Genomic DNA, 16548 nt, shown 5'->3' with positions numbered 1-16548 from the left:
TCTGGACTCCGTCGTGCCCCGCTCCGCCCTGCGCGCCGGCCTGATCGACCAGGTCAGCCGGGACAACGGCGGCTGACGACGGTCGGGCCGACCGGTCCGGCGTCGCGCTCGGCTGCAGTGGGCGCAGCGCCGTGATGCGCTCGGGCAGCCGGCTCCAGACCTCGGGCGTGTAGAAGTGCCCGCCCGGCAGGCGGGTCGACTCGAACGAGCCGGCGGTCAGCCGGCGCCAGCGGTCCAGATCCTCCGCGTCGATGTCGTCGTCCTCGCCGCGCAGCAGCTGGATCGGCGGACCGACCTGGTCACCGGGCCGGAACTGATAGGTGTCGAGCACCTCGAGGTCCACCCGGAGCACCTCCACCGCCATCCGCAGCAGCTCCGGCTCGTCCCGCACTACCTCGGCGATCTGACCGATAGTGAACATCCAGTCGAGCAGCTCCTCGTCGGTGTTGCCCGGATGGGGCGGAGCGGCCGGCTCGGCCCGGGGGCGGTCGGGCGCGTGCGCGGCCGAGACGACCAGCGTCTGCGGCAAGGCGACCCCGGCCCGCTCGGCGCGCCGGGCCAGGTCGAAGGCGACCCACGCGCCCATGCTGTGGCCCAACAGGACGTACGGGCGGGCCGCGACGCCGGCCAGCGCGGGCAAGGCCCCGCCGAGCAGCTCCTCCCAGCTCCGGGCGAAGGGGACGTCGTAGCGGCCCTCGCGTCCCGGGTAGCAGTACAGCACCAATTCGGTGTCCTCGGGCAGGGCGTCGGCCCACGCCCGGAAGGGCGCCGTGCCGCCTCCGCAGAAGCTGAGGCAGAACAGGGTGCGCGTCGCCTGGGGCCGGGGCCGTGGTCGGAACAGGGGGCCGGGCACGATGAATCCTCTCGACGGCCTTCGATGTCATCGGGAATGTACCGGCACCGGCCCGGCGGCCGCTGCGCCGACGCAAATATTTGATTCACCCAGGCGCGACCGGCTGCGGACTAGTGACGCAAAAGTGGCGGGCGAGTGGCCGCGGCGGTGGCCGACGAGTCGCCGCCGACCCCGGCGGTCCGATTCTCCCGGCAATTCCGGCGAACCGGGGGATCGCCGTGAGGATACGCAACGCGATATTGAATTCTCCTCAATGCGAAGTCTCGAACGCGGATCCGAGGTGGTTTCCGGAAATCCTTGTCAGGCCGATTCCCGGACCCCTAGATTCGGCCCGAATTCTGATTGCCGAAGGTAAACTGACGATGCGCGGTGTAACCGGATGAACGGCTATGACTGGCTCCTCGACCAGCTGGAACGCCGGCAGGCACGGTTCCGGCTGATGGACCACACGCCGGAGGGCCGCACGGACCTCGCGAGCGTCCTGCGCCGGCACTCCCTCGCCCAGGCGGCCAAGAGCCTGGTCGTCCGGGTCGCCACCGGGCGGCGGTCCCGGCGGTACCTCTTGGCGGTCGTGCCCGGTGACCGCAAGGTCGACCTCGACGTGCTGCGGGAGCTGTACGCGGGCACGGAAGCGGCGTTCGCGACGCGTGAGGTGGCCGAGCGGCTGGCTGGCAGCGTCAGCGGGTCGGTGATGCCCTTCGCCCGGCACCCCGAGCTCAACCTGGTGGTGGACCCGGAACTGCTCGTACACGACGAGATCTTCTTCAACGCGGCCCGGCTCGACCGGTCGGTGGCCCTGGTCACCGACGACTACGTGGCGATGGCCGAGCCGCAGGTGCACCCCATCGTTCAACTGCCCCTCGCCTAGAGCCACCCAGCCCGAAGGATGACCGGATGAACGTCGGCGCCCCCCGCACCGCACCCAGGGAGAACATCTGCGCGAACGGCTGGCTGCGCCGATACCGCGCGACCACCGGCGTCCGGCGCAGACTACTGGTCCTGCCGCACGCGGGAGGTTCGGCCGGATTCTTCCACACCTGGGGCGCCGCTTTCGACAGCAGCACGGAGGTCCTGGTCGCGCGTTATCCGGGACGGCACGACCGGCTGGCCGACCCCTGCATCACGACGATGAGCGAGCTGGCCGACCGGGTGACCGAGGCGATTCTGCCGTTCCACGACGTGCCGCTGTCGGTCTTCGGGCACAGCATGGGGGCCTCGCTCGCCTACGAGCTGGCCCTGCGGCTGGGGCGGCGGCACGGGAGCCGTCCGGCGGCGCTGCACGTGTCGAGCCGCAAACCGCCGCACCGGCTGACCCCGCGGGCCCTGCAGGAACAGGGCGACGAGGCGCTGATCGAGGAGATGCGCCGGCTCGGCGGCACCGACGAATCGGTCCTCGGGGATCCGGAACTGCGCGAGATCGTCCTGCCGGCCATCCGCGCCGACTTCACGATCGTCGGAACCTACGGGCCGCGCGCCGCCGAGCCGGTCGGCTGTCCCGTTTACGCGTACATCGGGGACGACGACGGGGGCATCTCGGTGGCGGACATGGCGGCGTGGTCCGACGTCGCGGTCGGCGGCTTCGAGCTCGACGTGCTGCCCGGAGGGCACTTCTACCTCGTCGAACAGCAGGAGCCGATGGTCCGTTTGATCGCCGCGCGCCTATCCGATTGATCGACTCCAGGCAAGGTCAGGATCGATTCCCAGGACCGCTGTGGAGCCTTTGATGTGACCTGTCACCGGCCCCGCCACCGGTCCTACATTTTTGCGAGATCCGCAGGGCCGGCCGTTCGAGCTGGGCGACCGGTCAGCGTGAGGCGGCGGATAAAGGAGGATGAGGATGGATAATGGTTGACCTGGTTCTTCGGTCTGCCACAGACCCCCGTACCGCCAAGCTGCCAGCGGCGCGACGTCAGGGGGCGCCGACGCCCGTCGCGTCCGGGCCGGCCGGGCCGTCGGTGACCTACGACCTTCCGATACCCCCGGCCGTCAGCGCGGCAACGACCCGTCTCGCGGCCGGCCTGGCAGTCCCGCTGTCCACCCTGTTCCTGACGGTCCACGCGCGAGTGCAACGGGCCCTCACGAACGAGCAGCACGTGGTGACCCTGGTCCACCCCGAGGACGAGCCGGACGCCGCCGCGCTGCACTGCCGGCTCGACATCACCGACGGATCCTGGCGTACGGCAGTGCGACGCATCCAGGAACAGCTGACGGCCGGCTTCCCGAACGTCGACGACACACCGGTGCCGGCGGGGCTGCCGTACCTCAGCGTGGCCGAGTTGTCGCCGCGGTCGGGCGACCTGGCCCGGCGGTCGGCCGACGCGCTGCTCGACGCGCAGCTGCTCAGCACCGGGACCGACATGTGGATCCGGGTCTCGTGCCGCCAGCCGGGCGCCGACGCGCCGCTCGCCGCGCGGCTCGCCGGCTACTACGGCCGGGCCCTGGCGGCGCTGGCCGAGGACCCCGACGCCGAGCATCAGCTGCTGGGCCTGGTCGGTGAGGCCGAGTTCGAGTACCAGACCGAAGGCCTCGCCGGGCCGGACCGTGAGGTGCCGGACCAGCGGTTCCATCAGATCTTCGAGGCGTACGCCCGCAGCCAGCCCGACGCGGTGGCGGCCGTTTGCGGCGACCGGTCGATCACGTACGCGGCGCTGAACCGGCGGGCCAACATGATCGCGCACGCGCTGCTGGCCCACGGGACCGCCGCGGAGGACGTCGTCACCGTGGTGACCCACCGCGACCTCGACTGGCTGGCGGCGGTCATCGCCGTCTTCAAGGCCGGCGCGGCCTACCTGCCGATCGAGCCCGGGTTTCCGCCCGAGCGCATCGCGACAACGCTCGAGCAGAGCGACTGCCGCATCGCCCTGACCTCCGCTGTGGCCCGGCCGAACCTTGCCGCCGCCGGCGCGCAGCTTCCGCGGTTACGCACGCTCGACCTGGACGACGACGCCGAGTTCGGCGCGCGCCCGACCGGCGATCCCGGGCTCGACATCAGGGCCGACCAACTCGCGTATCTCTACTTCACCTCGGGTTCCACCGGGCGTCCGAAGGGCGCGATGTGCGAGCACGGCGGGATGATGAACCACCTGCTGGCCAAGATCGACGATCTCGACATCCGGCCGGGTCAGGTGGTCGCCCAGACGGCGCCCCAGTGCTTCGACATCTCGCTCTGGCAGCTGGTCTCGGCGCTGTTGGTCGGCGGGCGCACACTCATCGTCGAGCAGGACGTCATCCTCGACATCCCGCGTTTCCTGGACACGATCGTCGCCGGCGAGGTGGAGACGCTGCAGGTCGTCCCCTCCTACCTGGAGATGCTGCTGACCAACCTGGAGGAGCAGCCGCGCTCGCTCGGCCGGCTGCGGCACGTGTCGGCCACCGGCGAGGCGCTGAAGTGGGAGCTCACGTCGCGCTGGTTCCGGCAGTTCCCGGACATCAAGCTGGTCAACGCGTACGGGCTGACGGAGACCTCCGACGACACCAACCACGAGGTGATGGACCGGGCGCCGGCGGACGGCCGGGTGCCCCTGGGCTCCGCGGTGAACAACGTCCGGGTGTACGTGGTCGACGAGAACCTCAATCTCGTCCCCCTGGGCGCACCGGGCGAAATCGTCTTCTCCGGGGTCTGTGTCGGCCGGGGGTACATCAACGACGAGGCGCGTACCCGCCAGGCCTTCGTGACGGACCCCTTCCGCGCCGACACCAGGCTGTACCGCTCCGGTGACTTCGGACGCTGGCTGCCCGGCGGCAAGCTGGCCTTCCTCGGCCGGCGGGACGCCCAGGTGAAGATCCGCGGGTTCCGCATCGAGATCGGCGAGATCGAGAATGAGCTGCTCCGCCTGCCCGGCCTGCGGGACGCAGCGGTCGTGGTCGTCGGTTCGGGCGAAAGCGCCCAGCTGGCCGCGTTCTACAGTTCGGCCGAGGAGACGGACGGCGAGGACATCCGGGCCGCGCTCGCCGCCCGGCTGCCCAGGTACATGGTGCCGACCCTGATCCATCGCCTGGCGGCCCTGCCGACCAACGCCAACGGCAAGCTGGACGGCAAGGAGCTCGTCCGCGTAGCCGAGACGCTCACCGCCCAGCGCGACGGTCACCGACCGGCGCGGACCCCACACGAGAAACGGCTCGTGGCCGCCTGGGCCGCGGCCCTGCGCGTGCCGGAGGACCAGATCAGCCGGGACGACCATTTCTTCGAGCGAGGCGGCACCTCGCTCTCCGCCATCAAGATGATCGCGGACCTTGGTCGTCCCTTCACTCTCAACGAACTCACCACCCACCCGGTCCTGTCGGATCTCGCCCCTCTGTTGGACCGAAGCTGAACAGGAGTATGGATGACACGGGAACAACGTCCCATGCCCTTCGCCGTCATCTCCGGGGCGCAGGTCGCCCGGGCGCTGACCGGTCGGGAGGAGGCCGTGGCCGAGCTGATCGAGGCGACCTACCGGATGCACGGGGCCGCCGATACGGTGAACCCGCCGTCGTACTTCCTGCGCTTTCCGGAACGGGACAACGCGCGCATCATCGCGCTGCCGACGGCCGTCGGCGGCAGCCGGCCGCTGGCAGGGCTGAAGTGGATCTCGAGCTTCCCGGACAACCTGTCGCTCGGTGTCCCGCGGGCCTCGGCGGTGCTCATTCTTAACGACCGCGGCACGGGCTACCCGGTCGCCTGCCTGGAGGCGTCGATCATCAGCGCCTCCCGTACCGCCGCGTCGGCCGCGGTGGCCGCTGACTGGCTCACCCGCCGCAACGGCCGCCCGCGCCGGATCGGGTTCCTCGGCACCGGGCTGATCGCCCGCTACACCCACACCTACCTGGCCGGCACCGGCTGGGCCTTCGACGAGGTTGGCGTGCACGACCTCATTCCGGAGTACGCCGACGGCTTCCGGCAGTACCTGCAACGGTCGGACAGCGGACCGGTGACCATCCACGAGAGCGCCGAGAGCCTGATCCGCTCCAGCGATCTGGTCGTGTTCGCCACCACCGCCGGCACGCCGCACGTCACCGACCCGTCCTGGTTCGACCACAACCCGATCGTCCTGCATCTCTCGCTGCGCGACGTGAGCACCGAGGTGATCCGGAGCGCCCACAACATCGTGGACGACGTGGAGCACTGCCTGCAGGCGAACACCTCTGTGCACCTTACCGAGCAGGAAACCGGCAGCCGCGACTTCATCGACGGCACGCTCTTCGATGTCATGACCGGCCGGACGGCGCCGCACACGGGCGACCGGCCCACCATCTTCTCCCCGTTCGGCCTCGGGGTCCTCGACCTCGCGCTCGGCGGGGACATCCACGACAACCTACGGCAGAGCGGCGAGTTGCTCACCGTCGACGACTTCTTTCACGACCTGAGTCGGTACGGCGGCGACGAGCCCGGCCGCCAACGGTGACAGAGGAGTCTCGTGCCGATCATCACCGCACCCCACCACTTCAACGTCGACGACCTCTACATCGATCTGCGCTCGGTGCTGGACCTGCCGCTCCACCTCAAATGCGAGGGCTTCAACTTCGCGGGCTCCATCAAGCTGAAGGCCGCCCGGGAGATGGTGGAGGCTGCTGAGCAGGACAAGCTGCTGTCCCCGGGCTCCGTGCTCGTGGAGTCGTCCTCCGGCAACCTCGGTGTGGCTCTGAGTATCATCGCCGCCAGCAAGGGCTACGAGTTCGTGTGCGTCACCGACGCCCGCTGCAACCTCGCGACCCGGCAGCTGATGGAGGCCCTGGGCGGGCGCGTCACCATCGTCACCGAACCGCACCCAAAGGACGGCCTGCTCGGCGCACGGCTCGCCTACGTCCGGTCGCTGTGCGCCTCCGACGACCGCTACGTCTGGCTCAACCAGCACGCGAACCCGAACAACTGGCGGGCCCACCAGCGGACCACCGCGCCGGCCATCGCGGGTATGTTCCCGCAGCTCGACGTCCTGTTCGTCGGCGCCGGCACGACCGGGACGCTGATGGGGTGCGGCCGCTACTTCAAGGAGCACCGGCCCGAGGTGCGGATCGTGGCGGTCGACAGCGTCGGCTCGGTCACGTTCGGCGGGCCGGCCGGACCGCGGATGATTCCGGGCCTCGGCACCGGGATCCAGCCGCCCATCTTCTCGATGGCCTACGTCGACGACGTCGTGTACGTGCCGGAGCGCGACACCGTTCAGCTCTGCCACCAGCTCGCCCAGCGGGGATTCCTGCTCGGCGGGTCGACGGGCACCGTAGTCAGCGGCGCGCGGGAGTGGCTGGCCCGCCACCACCAGGGGGAAGAGACCAACGCCGTCGCCATCGCGCCCGACCTCGGCGAGCGCTATTTGGACACGGTGTTCCAGCACAGCTGGATCCAGGACGTGTACGGCCCGGACGTGCTGGAGAACCGCATCGAGGTCGTCGAGGGCGGCGCGCCCTTCTGAGCCCGGGCCGGCCCGGACCGGCGCAATTGAATGTTGAAAACGGTATGGGCCGCGCCCGCGGGTCTCATTACCGTTGCTGAATTTCGGGCACGAGCATCGCGGATGCCGGACATCAATCTTGTTGAAGTGTGGTTGTTGAGAAGGCGTCAGGTCCGTAGGAATAATGGCGGGCGCCGGAATGGCCCCGCGACAACCGTGAGGATGAGGAGAGTCAGATGACCGCGCCGGCCCAGGAGCGTTTCGCTCGTATTAAGGAAATCGTCTGTGACGTGCTCGAACTCGACGAGGACGAGGTCACCGAGGAAAGCCTGTTCAAGGAGGAGCACGACGCCGACTCGCTGCGTGCGATCGAGATTCTGGCGTCGCTCGAGAAGGCCTTCAAAGTGGACATCGACCAGGCCGAGCTGAGCCGGATGGTGAATTTGAAGGGCGTGTACGAGGTGGTTTCCGAGTCGGCCGGCTGGAAGTAACACTTCATACGTCTAAAAGGCGCCATCCCACGGGCCGGCGCCGGTCTGGAGAGATATGTCTGAACGCATTCCGGCCGCCGCCCCGGCGGCGACCGCTGACCGCGTGGTGCTCACCGGGTTCGGCCTGTTTTCTAGTATCGGCGTCGGCGCGGACGAGTTCACGGCCGGTTTGCGAGCGGGCCGCAGCGGCGCGCGTCCCATCACCGTTTTCGACACCGAGGGTTTCGCCCACGCCAACGGCTGCGAGATCGTCGGCTTCGAGCCGGAAAAGTGGATCCGCAACCTCCGGGTGGAGGAACTCGGCCGGGCGACCCGCTTCTCCGTCGCGGCGGCCCGCATGGCCGTCGAGGACGCCGGTTTCGACCTGGACGCGCTCCGGCGGCAGCGGGGGCTCGTCTCAATCGGGACCACCGACGGCGAGTCGTACGACCTCGACCAGCTGGTCGGGGAGGACGTCGCCGGAGGTCCGGAGGCGATGAACCCGACGGCCGCCCGCCGCGTCCCGGCCAACCGCCTGTCCCTGGCGGTGGCGCAGGAGCTGGGCCTGAGCCGGGTGGAGGCCTCGACCATCGCCACCGCGTGCGCGGCGGGGAACTACGCGATCGGGTACGGGTACGACGCGGTGCGGTCCGGCGAGGTCGACTTCGCCCTCTGCGGCGGTGCCGACGCGATGTGCCGCAAGACGTTCACGGGCTTCTATCGGCTCGGAACGATCGCACCCGACTGCTGCCGGCCCTTCGACAAGGACCGCAAGGGCATCCTGACCGGCGAGGGCGCCGGCGTCCTGGTGCTGGAGCGGCTGAGCTCGGCCCTCGCCCGCGGCGCCCGGATCTACGCCGAGGTGCTCGGCTACGGCCTCAACTGCGACGCGTACCACCAGGTCGCACCCAACCAGGCGAGCGTGGCCCGCTGCATCCAGCTGGCCCTGGACAACGCCGGCGTGAAGCCGGGCGAGGTCAGCCTGATCTCCGCCCACGGCACGGGCACCAAGGCCAACGACGTCACCGAGACCCGCGCCATCCGCGAGGTCTACGGCGACAGCGTGCCCCGCACGGTCTCGCTGAAGTCCATGCTCGGCCACACGATGGGCGCGGCCAGCGCGCTCGCGGCGATCGCGTCGTCGCTGGCGATCACCCACAAGTTCGTGCCGCCGACGATCAACCACCGGGAGACCGATCCCGAGTGCGAGATCGACTGCGTGCCCAACACCTCGCTCGATGTGGACGTCCGGATCGTCCAGAACAACGCCCTGGCCTTCGGCGGCAACAACTCCGTTGTGATCTTCGGCCGCTACGACGGACCCCGCTGATGAGGATTCCCGTCACCGGCCTCGGGGCGATCGCCGCCAACGGCACCGATCCGGATCAGATCTTCAAGAGCCTCTGTACTGGGCAGGGCGGCCCGGAGCACCTGCGGGGCTTCGATCGGCGCCGGTTCACCGCGCAACGCCTGTTCGAGATCGACGACCGGGGACCGGACGGCGACCGTCCCCTGCGGGCGACCGCGTTCCTGCTCGAGGCGATCAGCCAGGCGCTGGCCGACGCCGGTCTGGGCGACGACCTCGGCGACGTGCCCATGCTGGTCGGCACCGGCCTGCGCGAGCTGCGCTCGGTGGAGCTCTGGCATCGCGACGGCGCGGAGTTTCGCCTGGAGGAGCTGCACTTCGGGACGGCCCTGCGCGAGCGATTCAACGCCTTCGACACGCACACGTTCTCCAACGCGTGCTCCGCGTCGCTATACGCGCTCGCCCTCGGGGCCGACCTGATCGACTGCGGTGACGCCGACACCGTGGTGGTGGCCGGCGTCGACACGGTGACCGAGAGCATGTTCGGACTGGCCGACCGCGTCCAGCCGCATCCGCCGGAGAGCGTGCGGCCGTTCGACAGCGGGCGACAGGGCACGATCCTCGGCGACGGCGCGGCCGCCGTCGTGCTTCAGCGCCCGGACACGGTACGCGACCCGGCCGCGGTGCACGGCTGGATCCGCGGGGTCAGCGCCAACTGCGACGCCTACCATCCGACCGCGCCGAGCCTGGAAGGGGTGACCGCGGCGATCGCACAGGCGCATGCCCGCAGCGGGCTCGGCCCGGACGACGTCGACCTCGTGCTGCTGCACGGAACCGGCACGGCGCTGAATGATCCGGTCGAGGCGACCGCCCTGCGGCAAGCGCACGGCGCGTCCGCAAATCGCCCGCTGATGACCGCGATCAAGGCGCTGACCGGGCACACGAGCGGCTCGGCGGGCCTGATGAGCTGCATGGTGGCGCTCAAGGCGCTCCGCGAGGGCACGGTGCCGCCGGTGGCCGGGCTCACCGACCCCATTCCGGAGACGGCCGGTTTCCGGCTGGTCCGTCCGGAGGCGGCGCGCGAGACCCTCGACGTCGCCCAGGTCCACGGATTCGGCTTCGGCGGGATCAACGCGGTCGCGATCCTGCAGGGCCCACGATGACCGCGGTCACCGGCTACAGCCTGGTCCTGCCGGGCGCGCCCGCCCCCGCCGACCTGTTCTCCGCCGGCTACGGCCGGGAAACGGACCGCGAGCCGGTCGACCCGGCGGCCCGGCTCGGCCGCAAGGGGCTGCGCTACAAGGATCGCGCGACCCAGCTCGCCCTGTGCGCCGCCCAGGACGCCCTCGCCGACGCCGGCCTGCTGGCCGGGGGCGAGCTGACCGCGGCCGCGTCCGACGTCGCCGTCGTGGTCAGCTCGAACCTGGGCAACGTGGACACGGTCTGCAGGGTGGCCGGCACCATCGCCGCCGAGTCGGCGCGGGCGGTCAGCGCGATGGACACCGCCAACGCCTCGAGCAACATCGTCGCCTCCGAGGTCGCCATCCGGTTCGGCCTGCGCGGACCCAACGTGATGCTCTGCAACGGGGCCACCTCCGGTCTCGACGCGATCGGCTGGGGAGTCCGGATGCTGCGGGCCGGCCGGGCGCGGCACGTGCTCGTCGTCGGGGTCGAGCCGGCCAACGACGTCGCCCGGCGTCTCGCCCGGGCCGATCGTGTCGTGGATGGCGGCGCCGCGCTGGTGCTGGAGATGCCGGAGACCGCGAGCGCGCGGTCGGCGCGGGCCAAGCTGCACGTGCGGCGCTACCTCCGGACCGGATCGGTGCCGGAGTGCCTGGACCGGCTGGGCGCGACCGCCGGCCAGGCGTCGGAACTGGTCCTCGGGCCGGAGGGCCCGGACGGCGCCGGGGAAGCCGCCCACGACCTCAGCCGGACCCTGGGCCGCTGCTCCGGGGCGCTGGGCGTGCTCCAGGCAGTGGCGGCCATCGGCTGGTTCTCGACGATAACGGACGCGTCCGCACCCGTCCTCGGTGTCTGTGGCGGTGGCACCGATGACGCCAGCGCCGGCGTCGTGCTCGTCCGGCCGGCCGAGGCGTCCCGGTGAGCGCGACCGGCCGGATCCGGCTCCGCTGTCTGCGTCCGGCGGTCGAAGGCGCGACACCGGCCCGCCGGGTGCTCCTGCTGCACGGCCTGGGCAACAGTTCAGGAGTGTGGCGGGCCACCACCGAACGCTGGAACCCGGGCACCGAGGTGTGGTCGGCGGACCTGCCCTGGTGCGCCGACGGCTCGCCGGCCTGGTGCCATGAGCCGACCGCGCTGCAGGACGTGAGCGACGCCCTGGACCGGCTCCCCGTGCGCCCGGACGTCGTCGTTGGACACTCGTTCTCCGCGAACCTGCTGCTCGAGCTGCTGAGCTCGCTACGGGCCGGCGGCGACGACATCGGCACCCGGTACGGGGTGCGGGCGATCGCCCTCGTCTGTCCCTTCTACCGCCGCTCGCCTGCGGACTTCCACTGGGAGGGGCTGCCCGGCATGCTCGGCAACTTCGAGCGGACCATCCAGCGGGGGATTGCCCAGCACGCCCGGCGCGAAATCGCCGCGGACGTCGCCGACCACATCACCCGCAAGATCCTGGACCGCATCGGGCCGTACGGCTGGCTGCGGTTCCTCGAGCTGTACGCCCGGACCCCCTGGCTGCGGACCGATCTCATCGACGTCCCAAGCCTCGTGATGATCGGGACGCGGGACGACACCGCGCCACCGGCCGAGGGCGTGGCGCTGGCCGAGGACCTGCCCGCGGGCCGCCTGATCGAGGCCGCCGGCTGCGGTCACTTCCCGATGATCGAGGACCCGGGCCCGTTCGTCGAGGCCGTCGAGGCGGTGCCTCTGCAGCCCGGGCTCGCGGTCTCTGCCCGCACGTCGCAACTACCCCTGGGAGCCCCGTCATGAACGCCGTATCCGCCGAAGCCGTGGCGGCGCTGCTCACCGCACCGACGACCACGACCCTCCGGCCGTTGCTCGAGGGCAACAACATCAGCTTCGCGCTGGGCTTCAAGCACGTCAGCTATCTGGTCGAAGCGGCGGTGGTGGATCACTTCCGGCAGTCCGGGATTCCCGTGGGGGAGCTGTACCTCACCTACGCGCTGGGCTTCGACATCGTCGACATCGCCACCCGGCTGGGCGGCTTCCTCGCGGTCGACGACCTGGTCGAGGGCGAGGTCACCCCGGCCGGCAAGCCGGGCGACGAGGCGCTGACGTTCAAGGTCGCGCTGTACGTCGAGCGGGACGGCGCCCGGACCCGCGCGGTGACCTCGAAGGTGCGGGTGGTGCTGCGGCTCGACGGGTACACCAAACCGCTCGTGCCGGTGCCGGCGGAGCTGGCGCCCTACACGGCGGAGCGCCTCGCCGTGGCCGAGCCGACGGCCTTGCCGGTCGCGCCGGCGGCGCCGAGCGCCGCGGCCGGGGGCCGGGGTGTTACCGGCCAGGACCCGGTGCTGGCGGAGCTCACCCGCGGCGCCAACGCCTTCGGCTGGCGGTGGCGGATTCCCTACTTCTACTGCCACTTCAACGAGCGGATGCAGATGTCGGGCTTCCTGCGCGTGATGGAGGAAGTGGTCGACCTCTTCCTGGCCGACCGGGGGCTGTCCATCAAGCAGGTGCTCGACCAGAAGAACTGGATCCCGGTCGTCACCCAGTCGGCCGTCGAGCTGCTCGACGAGGTCCGGATGGAGGAGGAGCTCTACACGGTCTACACCGTCGAGGAGGTCCTCAAGAGTCTGCTCTACACCTCGCGCATGGACTGCTACGTGGTCCGTGACGGCGAGCTGGTGCAGACGGCCACGGGCCGGATCACTCACGGATACGTCACCGAACGCGAGCAGAACGACTGGGTCATGGCTGACCTCGACGAGGACACCGTGCGCCGGCTGCTCAACACCTACACCACGTCCGCCTGACGGCAGGCCAAGGAGGCGATGTCGATGAAGACCACGCAACGCAGGCATCCCGTCATCACCCGGTGGTCTGCGATGACGCCGTACGGGATGGGCCGGGAGGCCTTCGCGGACGGCGTCGCGGGCCGGCGCGAGAGCGTCGGCGTGATCGACACCGAGCGGTGGCGCGGACCCTCCCGGCGTGCCGGTCTCGTGCCGGGGTTCGAGGTGCGCGACGTGCTGGGCAAGAAGGGGACCAGGTCGATGGACCGGGTGACCGGGCTCGCCGTCGCGACGGTGGGCGATCTGCTGGAGCGCGACAAGGAAGGTGACCGGGTGGTCGCCGGCGCCGGCACGGCCCTGGTGCTGGGCACGACCACCGGCAGCGCCCAGAGCATGATGGACTTTACCCGGACGTCCCTGACCGGCGAGAAGCCCTATCACGTGGACCCGGCGCTCATGCCGAACGCCGTCATGAACTGCGCGGCGGGTCAATGCGCGATCTGGTATCAGCTCAAGGGCCCCAACACGACCCTGGCCGGCGGCCGGGTCGCGGGTCTGCTGGCGCTGAAGTACGCCGGTCGGCTGATCGCGTCGAATCGCGCGACCACGGTGCTGTGCGGCGCCGCGGAGGAGTTCTCGGACAGCCGGGCCTGGCTCGACTGGCACGCCCGTCCCGCCGATGCCGGCACCGAGCTCGGCGAGGGGTGCGGCATGCTCCTGCTCGAGTCGGCGCCCGAGACCCGTGACCCCGTCCGCGGGCAGGGCGAGGTGCTGGCCGTGGAAAGCCGCGTCTGCCTGGCCGGCGACTTCGCCGGCGCCCTGGCCGGCTGCCTGCAGGACGCCTGCGACGAGGCCGGGGTGCGGGCCGAGGACATCTGGGCGATCTCCACCAGCGGGGTGGGCGGCGCCATCGAGGCCCAGGAGAAGGGCTTCCTGCACGCGACGTTCGGTCCGCAGACCCTGAGTCGGATCCCGGACCTGTCTCTGATCGGCGACACCGGCGCCGCCTCCGGGGCGTTGCAGGTGGCCGCCCTGCTCAGCCTGGGCGAGCGCGACGCCGACTCCGCCGGGCGGGTCGTCGCGGTCAGCTCGGTGGACCGCAACGGCGCCGTGGCGGTCGCCCTGCTGCGGCTGCTGGGCGCCTGACCCCTCGTCGGCCCCCGACCTCGAAAGAAGCGGCAACAATCATGGTGAGTCCCCTCCTCGCGCGACCCCGCGTGGTCAGTCCGGTCGAGGCCGGCCCGGGCGGTGACGGTTTCCGGGGCACCTGCACGGTGGCCGTCTCCCCGGACGAGCCGGTCTTCGCCGGTCACTATCCCGGCTTCCCGATCCTGCCGGGTGTCTGTGTGGTGCAATGCGTGCACGAAGCGGCCGCGATGCTGCCGCCGGCCGGCGCCGGCCGGCTCGACCTGGCCGCGATCACGTCGACGCGCTTCGTGGGGGCGGTCTTCCCCGGCGACGACATCACGGTGGACCTCGCCTGGAAGCGGGGCGACGGCTTCTGGGCCTGCACCGCGAAGGCGTACACGGACCGCGGCGAGGCCGCCCACGTCCGGCTTTGCTACACCGACGGAGGTGCCGCATGACGGCCCCGATCGACGTGCTGGCGGCGCTGCCCCACCGCTACCCGATGCTCCTGGTGGACCGGGTGGCCGAGGTAGCCCCGGGCCGGCACATCCGGGCGCTCAAAGCGGTCACGCTCAACGAGCCGTGGTACGCCGCAAGCGTGCCCGGGTCCCCGGCGGACCTCGCCTATCCGCAGGTGCTGCTGGTCGAGTCCTGGGGACAGGCGGCGGGCCTGCTCGCGAACGTCTCGTTTCCCACCGAGCCGGGGCAGGTGATGCTCTTCGGCTCGATGTCGGACGTCACCTTCGGCCGGCCGGTCCGGCCCGGGGACGTGATCGAGCACGACGCGCGGGTGCTGAAGTCGCTGGGCGACACGGTGGTTTTCGAGGGTTCCAGCCGAGTGGGCGACGACGAGGTGCTCGGTGTCGGCCGGATGGTGATGGCGATGCGCCCGGCGGCGGTGCTGCGCCCGGATGCCCTTGCGGGCAGTGAGACTAGGAGTTGACGTGAACCAGCAACGACGGGTCGCCATGGTCAGCGGTGGTTCCCGGGGCATCGGCCGGGCTGTGGCCCTGGAACTGGCCCGGGACGGCTACGACGTCAGTTTCTGCTACCGCTCGGACGAGCAGGCGGCCGGCGAGCTCGAGAAGTCGCTGACCGAGATCGGGGCACGGATGCTCGCGGTCCGGGCCGACGTCGTGGACCCGGAAGCGGTCCGCTCGTGGGTCTCCCGGACCGAGTCCGCGCTGGGCCCGATCGATCTGGTGGTCAACTCGGCGGGCATCACCCGCGACAAGCCGCTGCTCATGATGACCGACGACGAGTGGCACTCGGTGCTCGACGCCAACCTCGACGGCGTCTACAACGTCTGCCGCGCCGCCGTGTTCGGCATGATGAAGCGCAAGTCCGGATCGATCATCAACATCTCCTCGGTGTCGGGTGTTTACGGCAATCCGACACAGACCAATTACTCCGCCTCGAAGGCCGGGATCATCGGATTTTCGCGAGCGCTGGCCAAGGAGGTCGGGCGGTACCAGATCCGGGTCAACGCCGTCGCACCCGGATTCATCGACACGGACATGACCTCTGGACTGAGCGACAAGGCCAAGCAGAACGCCCTCGCGCAGATTCCGCTGGGCCGGCTGGGCCGGGCCGAGGAGGTCGCCGGTCTGGTCAGCTACCTGGCCTCGGACCGGGCCGCATACATCACCGCGGCGGTCCTGCAGATCGACGGCGGCATCACCATCTGACAAATCCTAAGGGAGGCCGTCGTGGCCGTACGCAAGCAACCCCGATGGTACTTCTCGTTGCGCAGCCCGTATTCGTGGTTCGCGTACCGGGAGCTGGTCGAGAACCACCCCGACGTGCTCGCGAGCATCGAGTGGATCCCGTACTGGGAGCCGAACCCGCAGACCCAGCTCCGCCTCGAGCAGGCGGGTGTCGAGCTGCCGATCGCGGAGATGTGCCGCGCGAAGAACTTCTACATCCTGCAGGACACCCGGCGCTGGGCGCAGGCCCGGGGCTGGACGATGAACTGGCCGGTCGACCGGGATCCCGTCTGGGAGGTCGCGCACCTCGGCTACCTGGTGGCGGCCGACGCGGGCAAAGGTTCTGAGTACGTCGCCGCCGCCTACCGGGCACGCTGGCACGACTCGCGGGACCTCTCCGACCGCTCGACGATCGCCAAGATCGCCCGCGAGCTCGACCTGGACCCGGACGCCGTGGCGAACGCCTGCGACAACCCGGAGATTCAGGCCCGCGGTCTGGCCCTGCTCACCCGGGCCGCCGACGACGACGCCTTCGGTGTTCCGTTCTTCGTGGTGAAGCGGCAGAAGTTCTGGGGTGTGGAACGGGTGGCGGCCTTCGTGGCCGCGGTGCGGGAGGCCATGCCGGCCGAGGCGGTCGAGGTGCTCGAGCCCCGCGGGCCGATGCCGTTGGCGCTGGCGGGTGGACGGACCGCGGATCTCGGCCACGCCGGCGGCTGCGGCTGAGACCCACCGGCATACGAGTCGAGCGGGCGGGGCCCCAACCGCGGGGTTGCCCGCCGGCC

Annotated in this window: 17 protein-coding genes; 16 read left to right on the top strand and 1 reads right to left on the bottom strand. The window is 70.7% G+C overall.

What is annotated here, in order from left to right; genetic code table 11:
• Positions 1–853, bottom strand: an 853-nt coding sequence (locus ABZU52_RS27615) for an alpha/beta fold hydrolase (protein WP_354973883.1), incomplete at its 3' end; no start/stop codon positions are given.
• Between the two features lie 379 nt (positions 854–1232).
• Between ABZU52_RS27615 and ABZU52_RS27610 the strand changes: the two genes are divergently transcribed.
• The 16 genes from ABZU52_RS27610 (at position 1233) to ABZU52_RS27535 (ending at position 16489) form a co-directional block, all read left to right on the top strand.
• A complete protein-coding gene (locus ABZU52_RS27610) occupies positions 1233–1721 on the top strand; it encodes a YbaK/EbsC family protein (RefSeq protein WP_354973882.1) in 489 nt (162 codons plus the stop codon).
• Between the two features lie 26 nt (positions 1722–1747).
• The gene (locus tag ABZU52_RS27605) at positions 1748–2524 is read left to right on the top strand and encodes a thioesterase domain-containing protein (protein ID WP_354973881.1); all 777 of its coding nucleotides are present in this window, start codon (positions 1748–1750) and stop codon (positions 2522–2524) included.
• Between the two features lie 422 nt (positions 2525–2946).
• Entirely contained in the window at positions 2947–5166 is a 2220-nt protein-coding gene (locus ABZU52_RS27600) for a non-ribosomal peptide synthetase (RefSeq protein ID WP_354973880.1), read from the top strand.
• 12 nt (positions 5167–5178) lie between these two features.
• On the top strand, positions 5179–6237 hold the full coding sequence (gene sbnB / locus ABZU52_RS27595; protein ID WP_354973879.1) for a 2,3-diaminopropionate biosynthesis protein SbnB: 1059 nt from the start codon (positions 5179–5181) through the stop codon (positions 6235–6237).
• Positions 6238–6249: 12 nt separating this feature from the next.
• Positions 6250–7242: a 2,3-diaminopropionate biosynthesis protein SbnA gene (gene sbnA, locus ABZU52_RS27590; RefSeq protein ID WP_354973878.1), complete on the top strand. Its 993-nt coding sequence runs from the start codon at positions 6250–6252 to the stop codon at positions 7240–7242.
• 215 nt (positions 7243–7457) lie between these two features.
• Positions 7458–7712 carry an acyl carrier protein gene (locus tag ABZU52_RS27585; protein ID WP_354973877.1) on the top strand — a complete coding sequence of 85 codons (255 nt, stop codon included), beginning with the start codon at positions 7458–7460 and terminating at the stop codon, positions 7710–7712.
• A 55-nt stretch (positions 7713–7767) separates the two neighbouring features.
• Positions 7768–9021: a beta-ketoacyl-[acyl-carrier-protein] synthase family protein gene (locus tag ABZU52_RS27580; RefSeq protein WP_354973876.1), complete on the top strand. Its 1254-nt coding sequence runs from the start codon at positions 7768–7770 to the stop codon at positions 9019–9021.
• Positions 9021–10160, top strand: coding sequence for a beta-ketoacyl synthase N-terminal-like domain-containing protein (locus ABZU52_RS27575; RefSeq protein WP_354973875.1), 1140 nt, complete (start codon positions 9021–9023; stop codon positions 10158–10160). The genes ABZU52_RS27580 and ABZU52_RS27575 overlap by 1 nt, the downstream gene beginning before the upstream one ends.
• Positions 10157–11101, top strand: a complete 945-nt coding sequence (locus tag ABZU52_RS27570; protein WP_354973874.1) for a beta-ketoacyl synthase N-terminal-like domain-containing protein — start codon at positions 10157–10159, stop codon at positions 11099–11101. Before ABZU52_RS27575 ends, ABZU52_RS27570 begins: the two co-directional genes overlap by 4 nt.
• Complete coding sequence (locus ABZU52_RS27565; protein ID WP_354973873.1) at positions 11098–11946, top strand: alpha/beta fold hydrolase; 849 nt, start codon at positions 11098–11100, stop codon at positions 11944–11946. Before ABZU52_RS27570 ends, ABZU52_RS27565 begins: the two co-directional genes overlap by 4 nt.
• Positions 11943–12953: a thioesterase family protein gene (locus ABZU52_RS27560; RefSeq protein ID WP_354973872.1), complete on the top strand. Its 1011-nt coding sequence runs from the start codon at positions 11943–11945 to the stop codon at positions 12951–12953. Before ABZU52_RS27565 ends, ABZU52_RS27560 begins: the two co-directional genes overlap by 4 nt.
• Positions 12954–12977: 24 nt before the next feature.
• Positions 12978–14078 carry a beta-ketoacyl synthase N-terminal-like domain-containing protein gene (locus ABZU52_RS27555; protein ID WP_354973871.1) on the top strand — a complete coding sequence of 367 codons (1101 nt, stop codon included), beginning with the start codon at positions 12978–12980 and terminating at the stop codon, positions 14076–14078.
• Positions 14079–14119: 41 nt separating this feature from the next.
• Positions 14120–14518, top strand: a complete 399-nt coding sequence (locus ABZU52_RS27550) for a hypothetical protein (protein WP_354973870.1) — start codon at positions 14120–14122, stop codon at positions 14516–14518.
• Entirely contained in the window at positions 14515–15003 is a 489-nt protein-coding gene (locus tag ABZU52_RS27545; protein ID WP_354973869.1) for a 3-hydroxyacyl-ACP dehydratase FabZ family protein, read from the top strand. Before ABZU52_RS27550 ends, ABZU52_RS27545 begins: the two co-directional genes overlap by 4 nt.
• Before the next feature lies 1 nt (position 15004).
• Positions 15005–15748 carry a 3-oxoacyl-[acyl-carrier-protein] reductase gene (gene fabG / locus ABZU52_RS27540; RefSeq protein ID WP_354973868.1) on the top strand — a complete coding sequence of 248 codons (744 nt, stop codon included), beginning with the start codon at positions 15005–15007 and terminating at the stop codon, positions 15746–15748.
• A 21-nt stretch (positions 15749–15769) separates the two neighbouring features.
• Positions 15770–16489 (top strand): DsbA family protein, encoded by a 720-nt coding sequence (locus ABZU52_RS27535; protein ID WP_354973867.1) that lies wholly within the window; start codon positions 15770–15772, stop codon positions 16487–16489.
• The last annotated feature ends 59 nt before the right edge of the window (positions 16490–16548 follow it).

The organism is Micromonospora sp. NPDC005220, assembly GCF_040607895.1.
Taxonomy (GTDB): Bacteria; Actinomycetota; Actinomycetes; order Mycobacteriales; family Micromonosporaceae; genus Micromonospora.
Note: the sequence above shows the minus strand (reverse complement) of the source record. Positions and strands in the feature narration are given on the sequence as shown.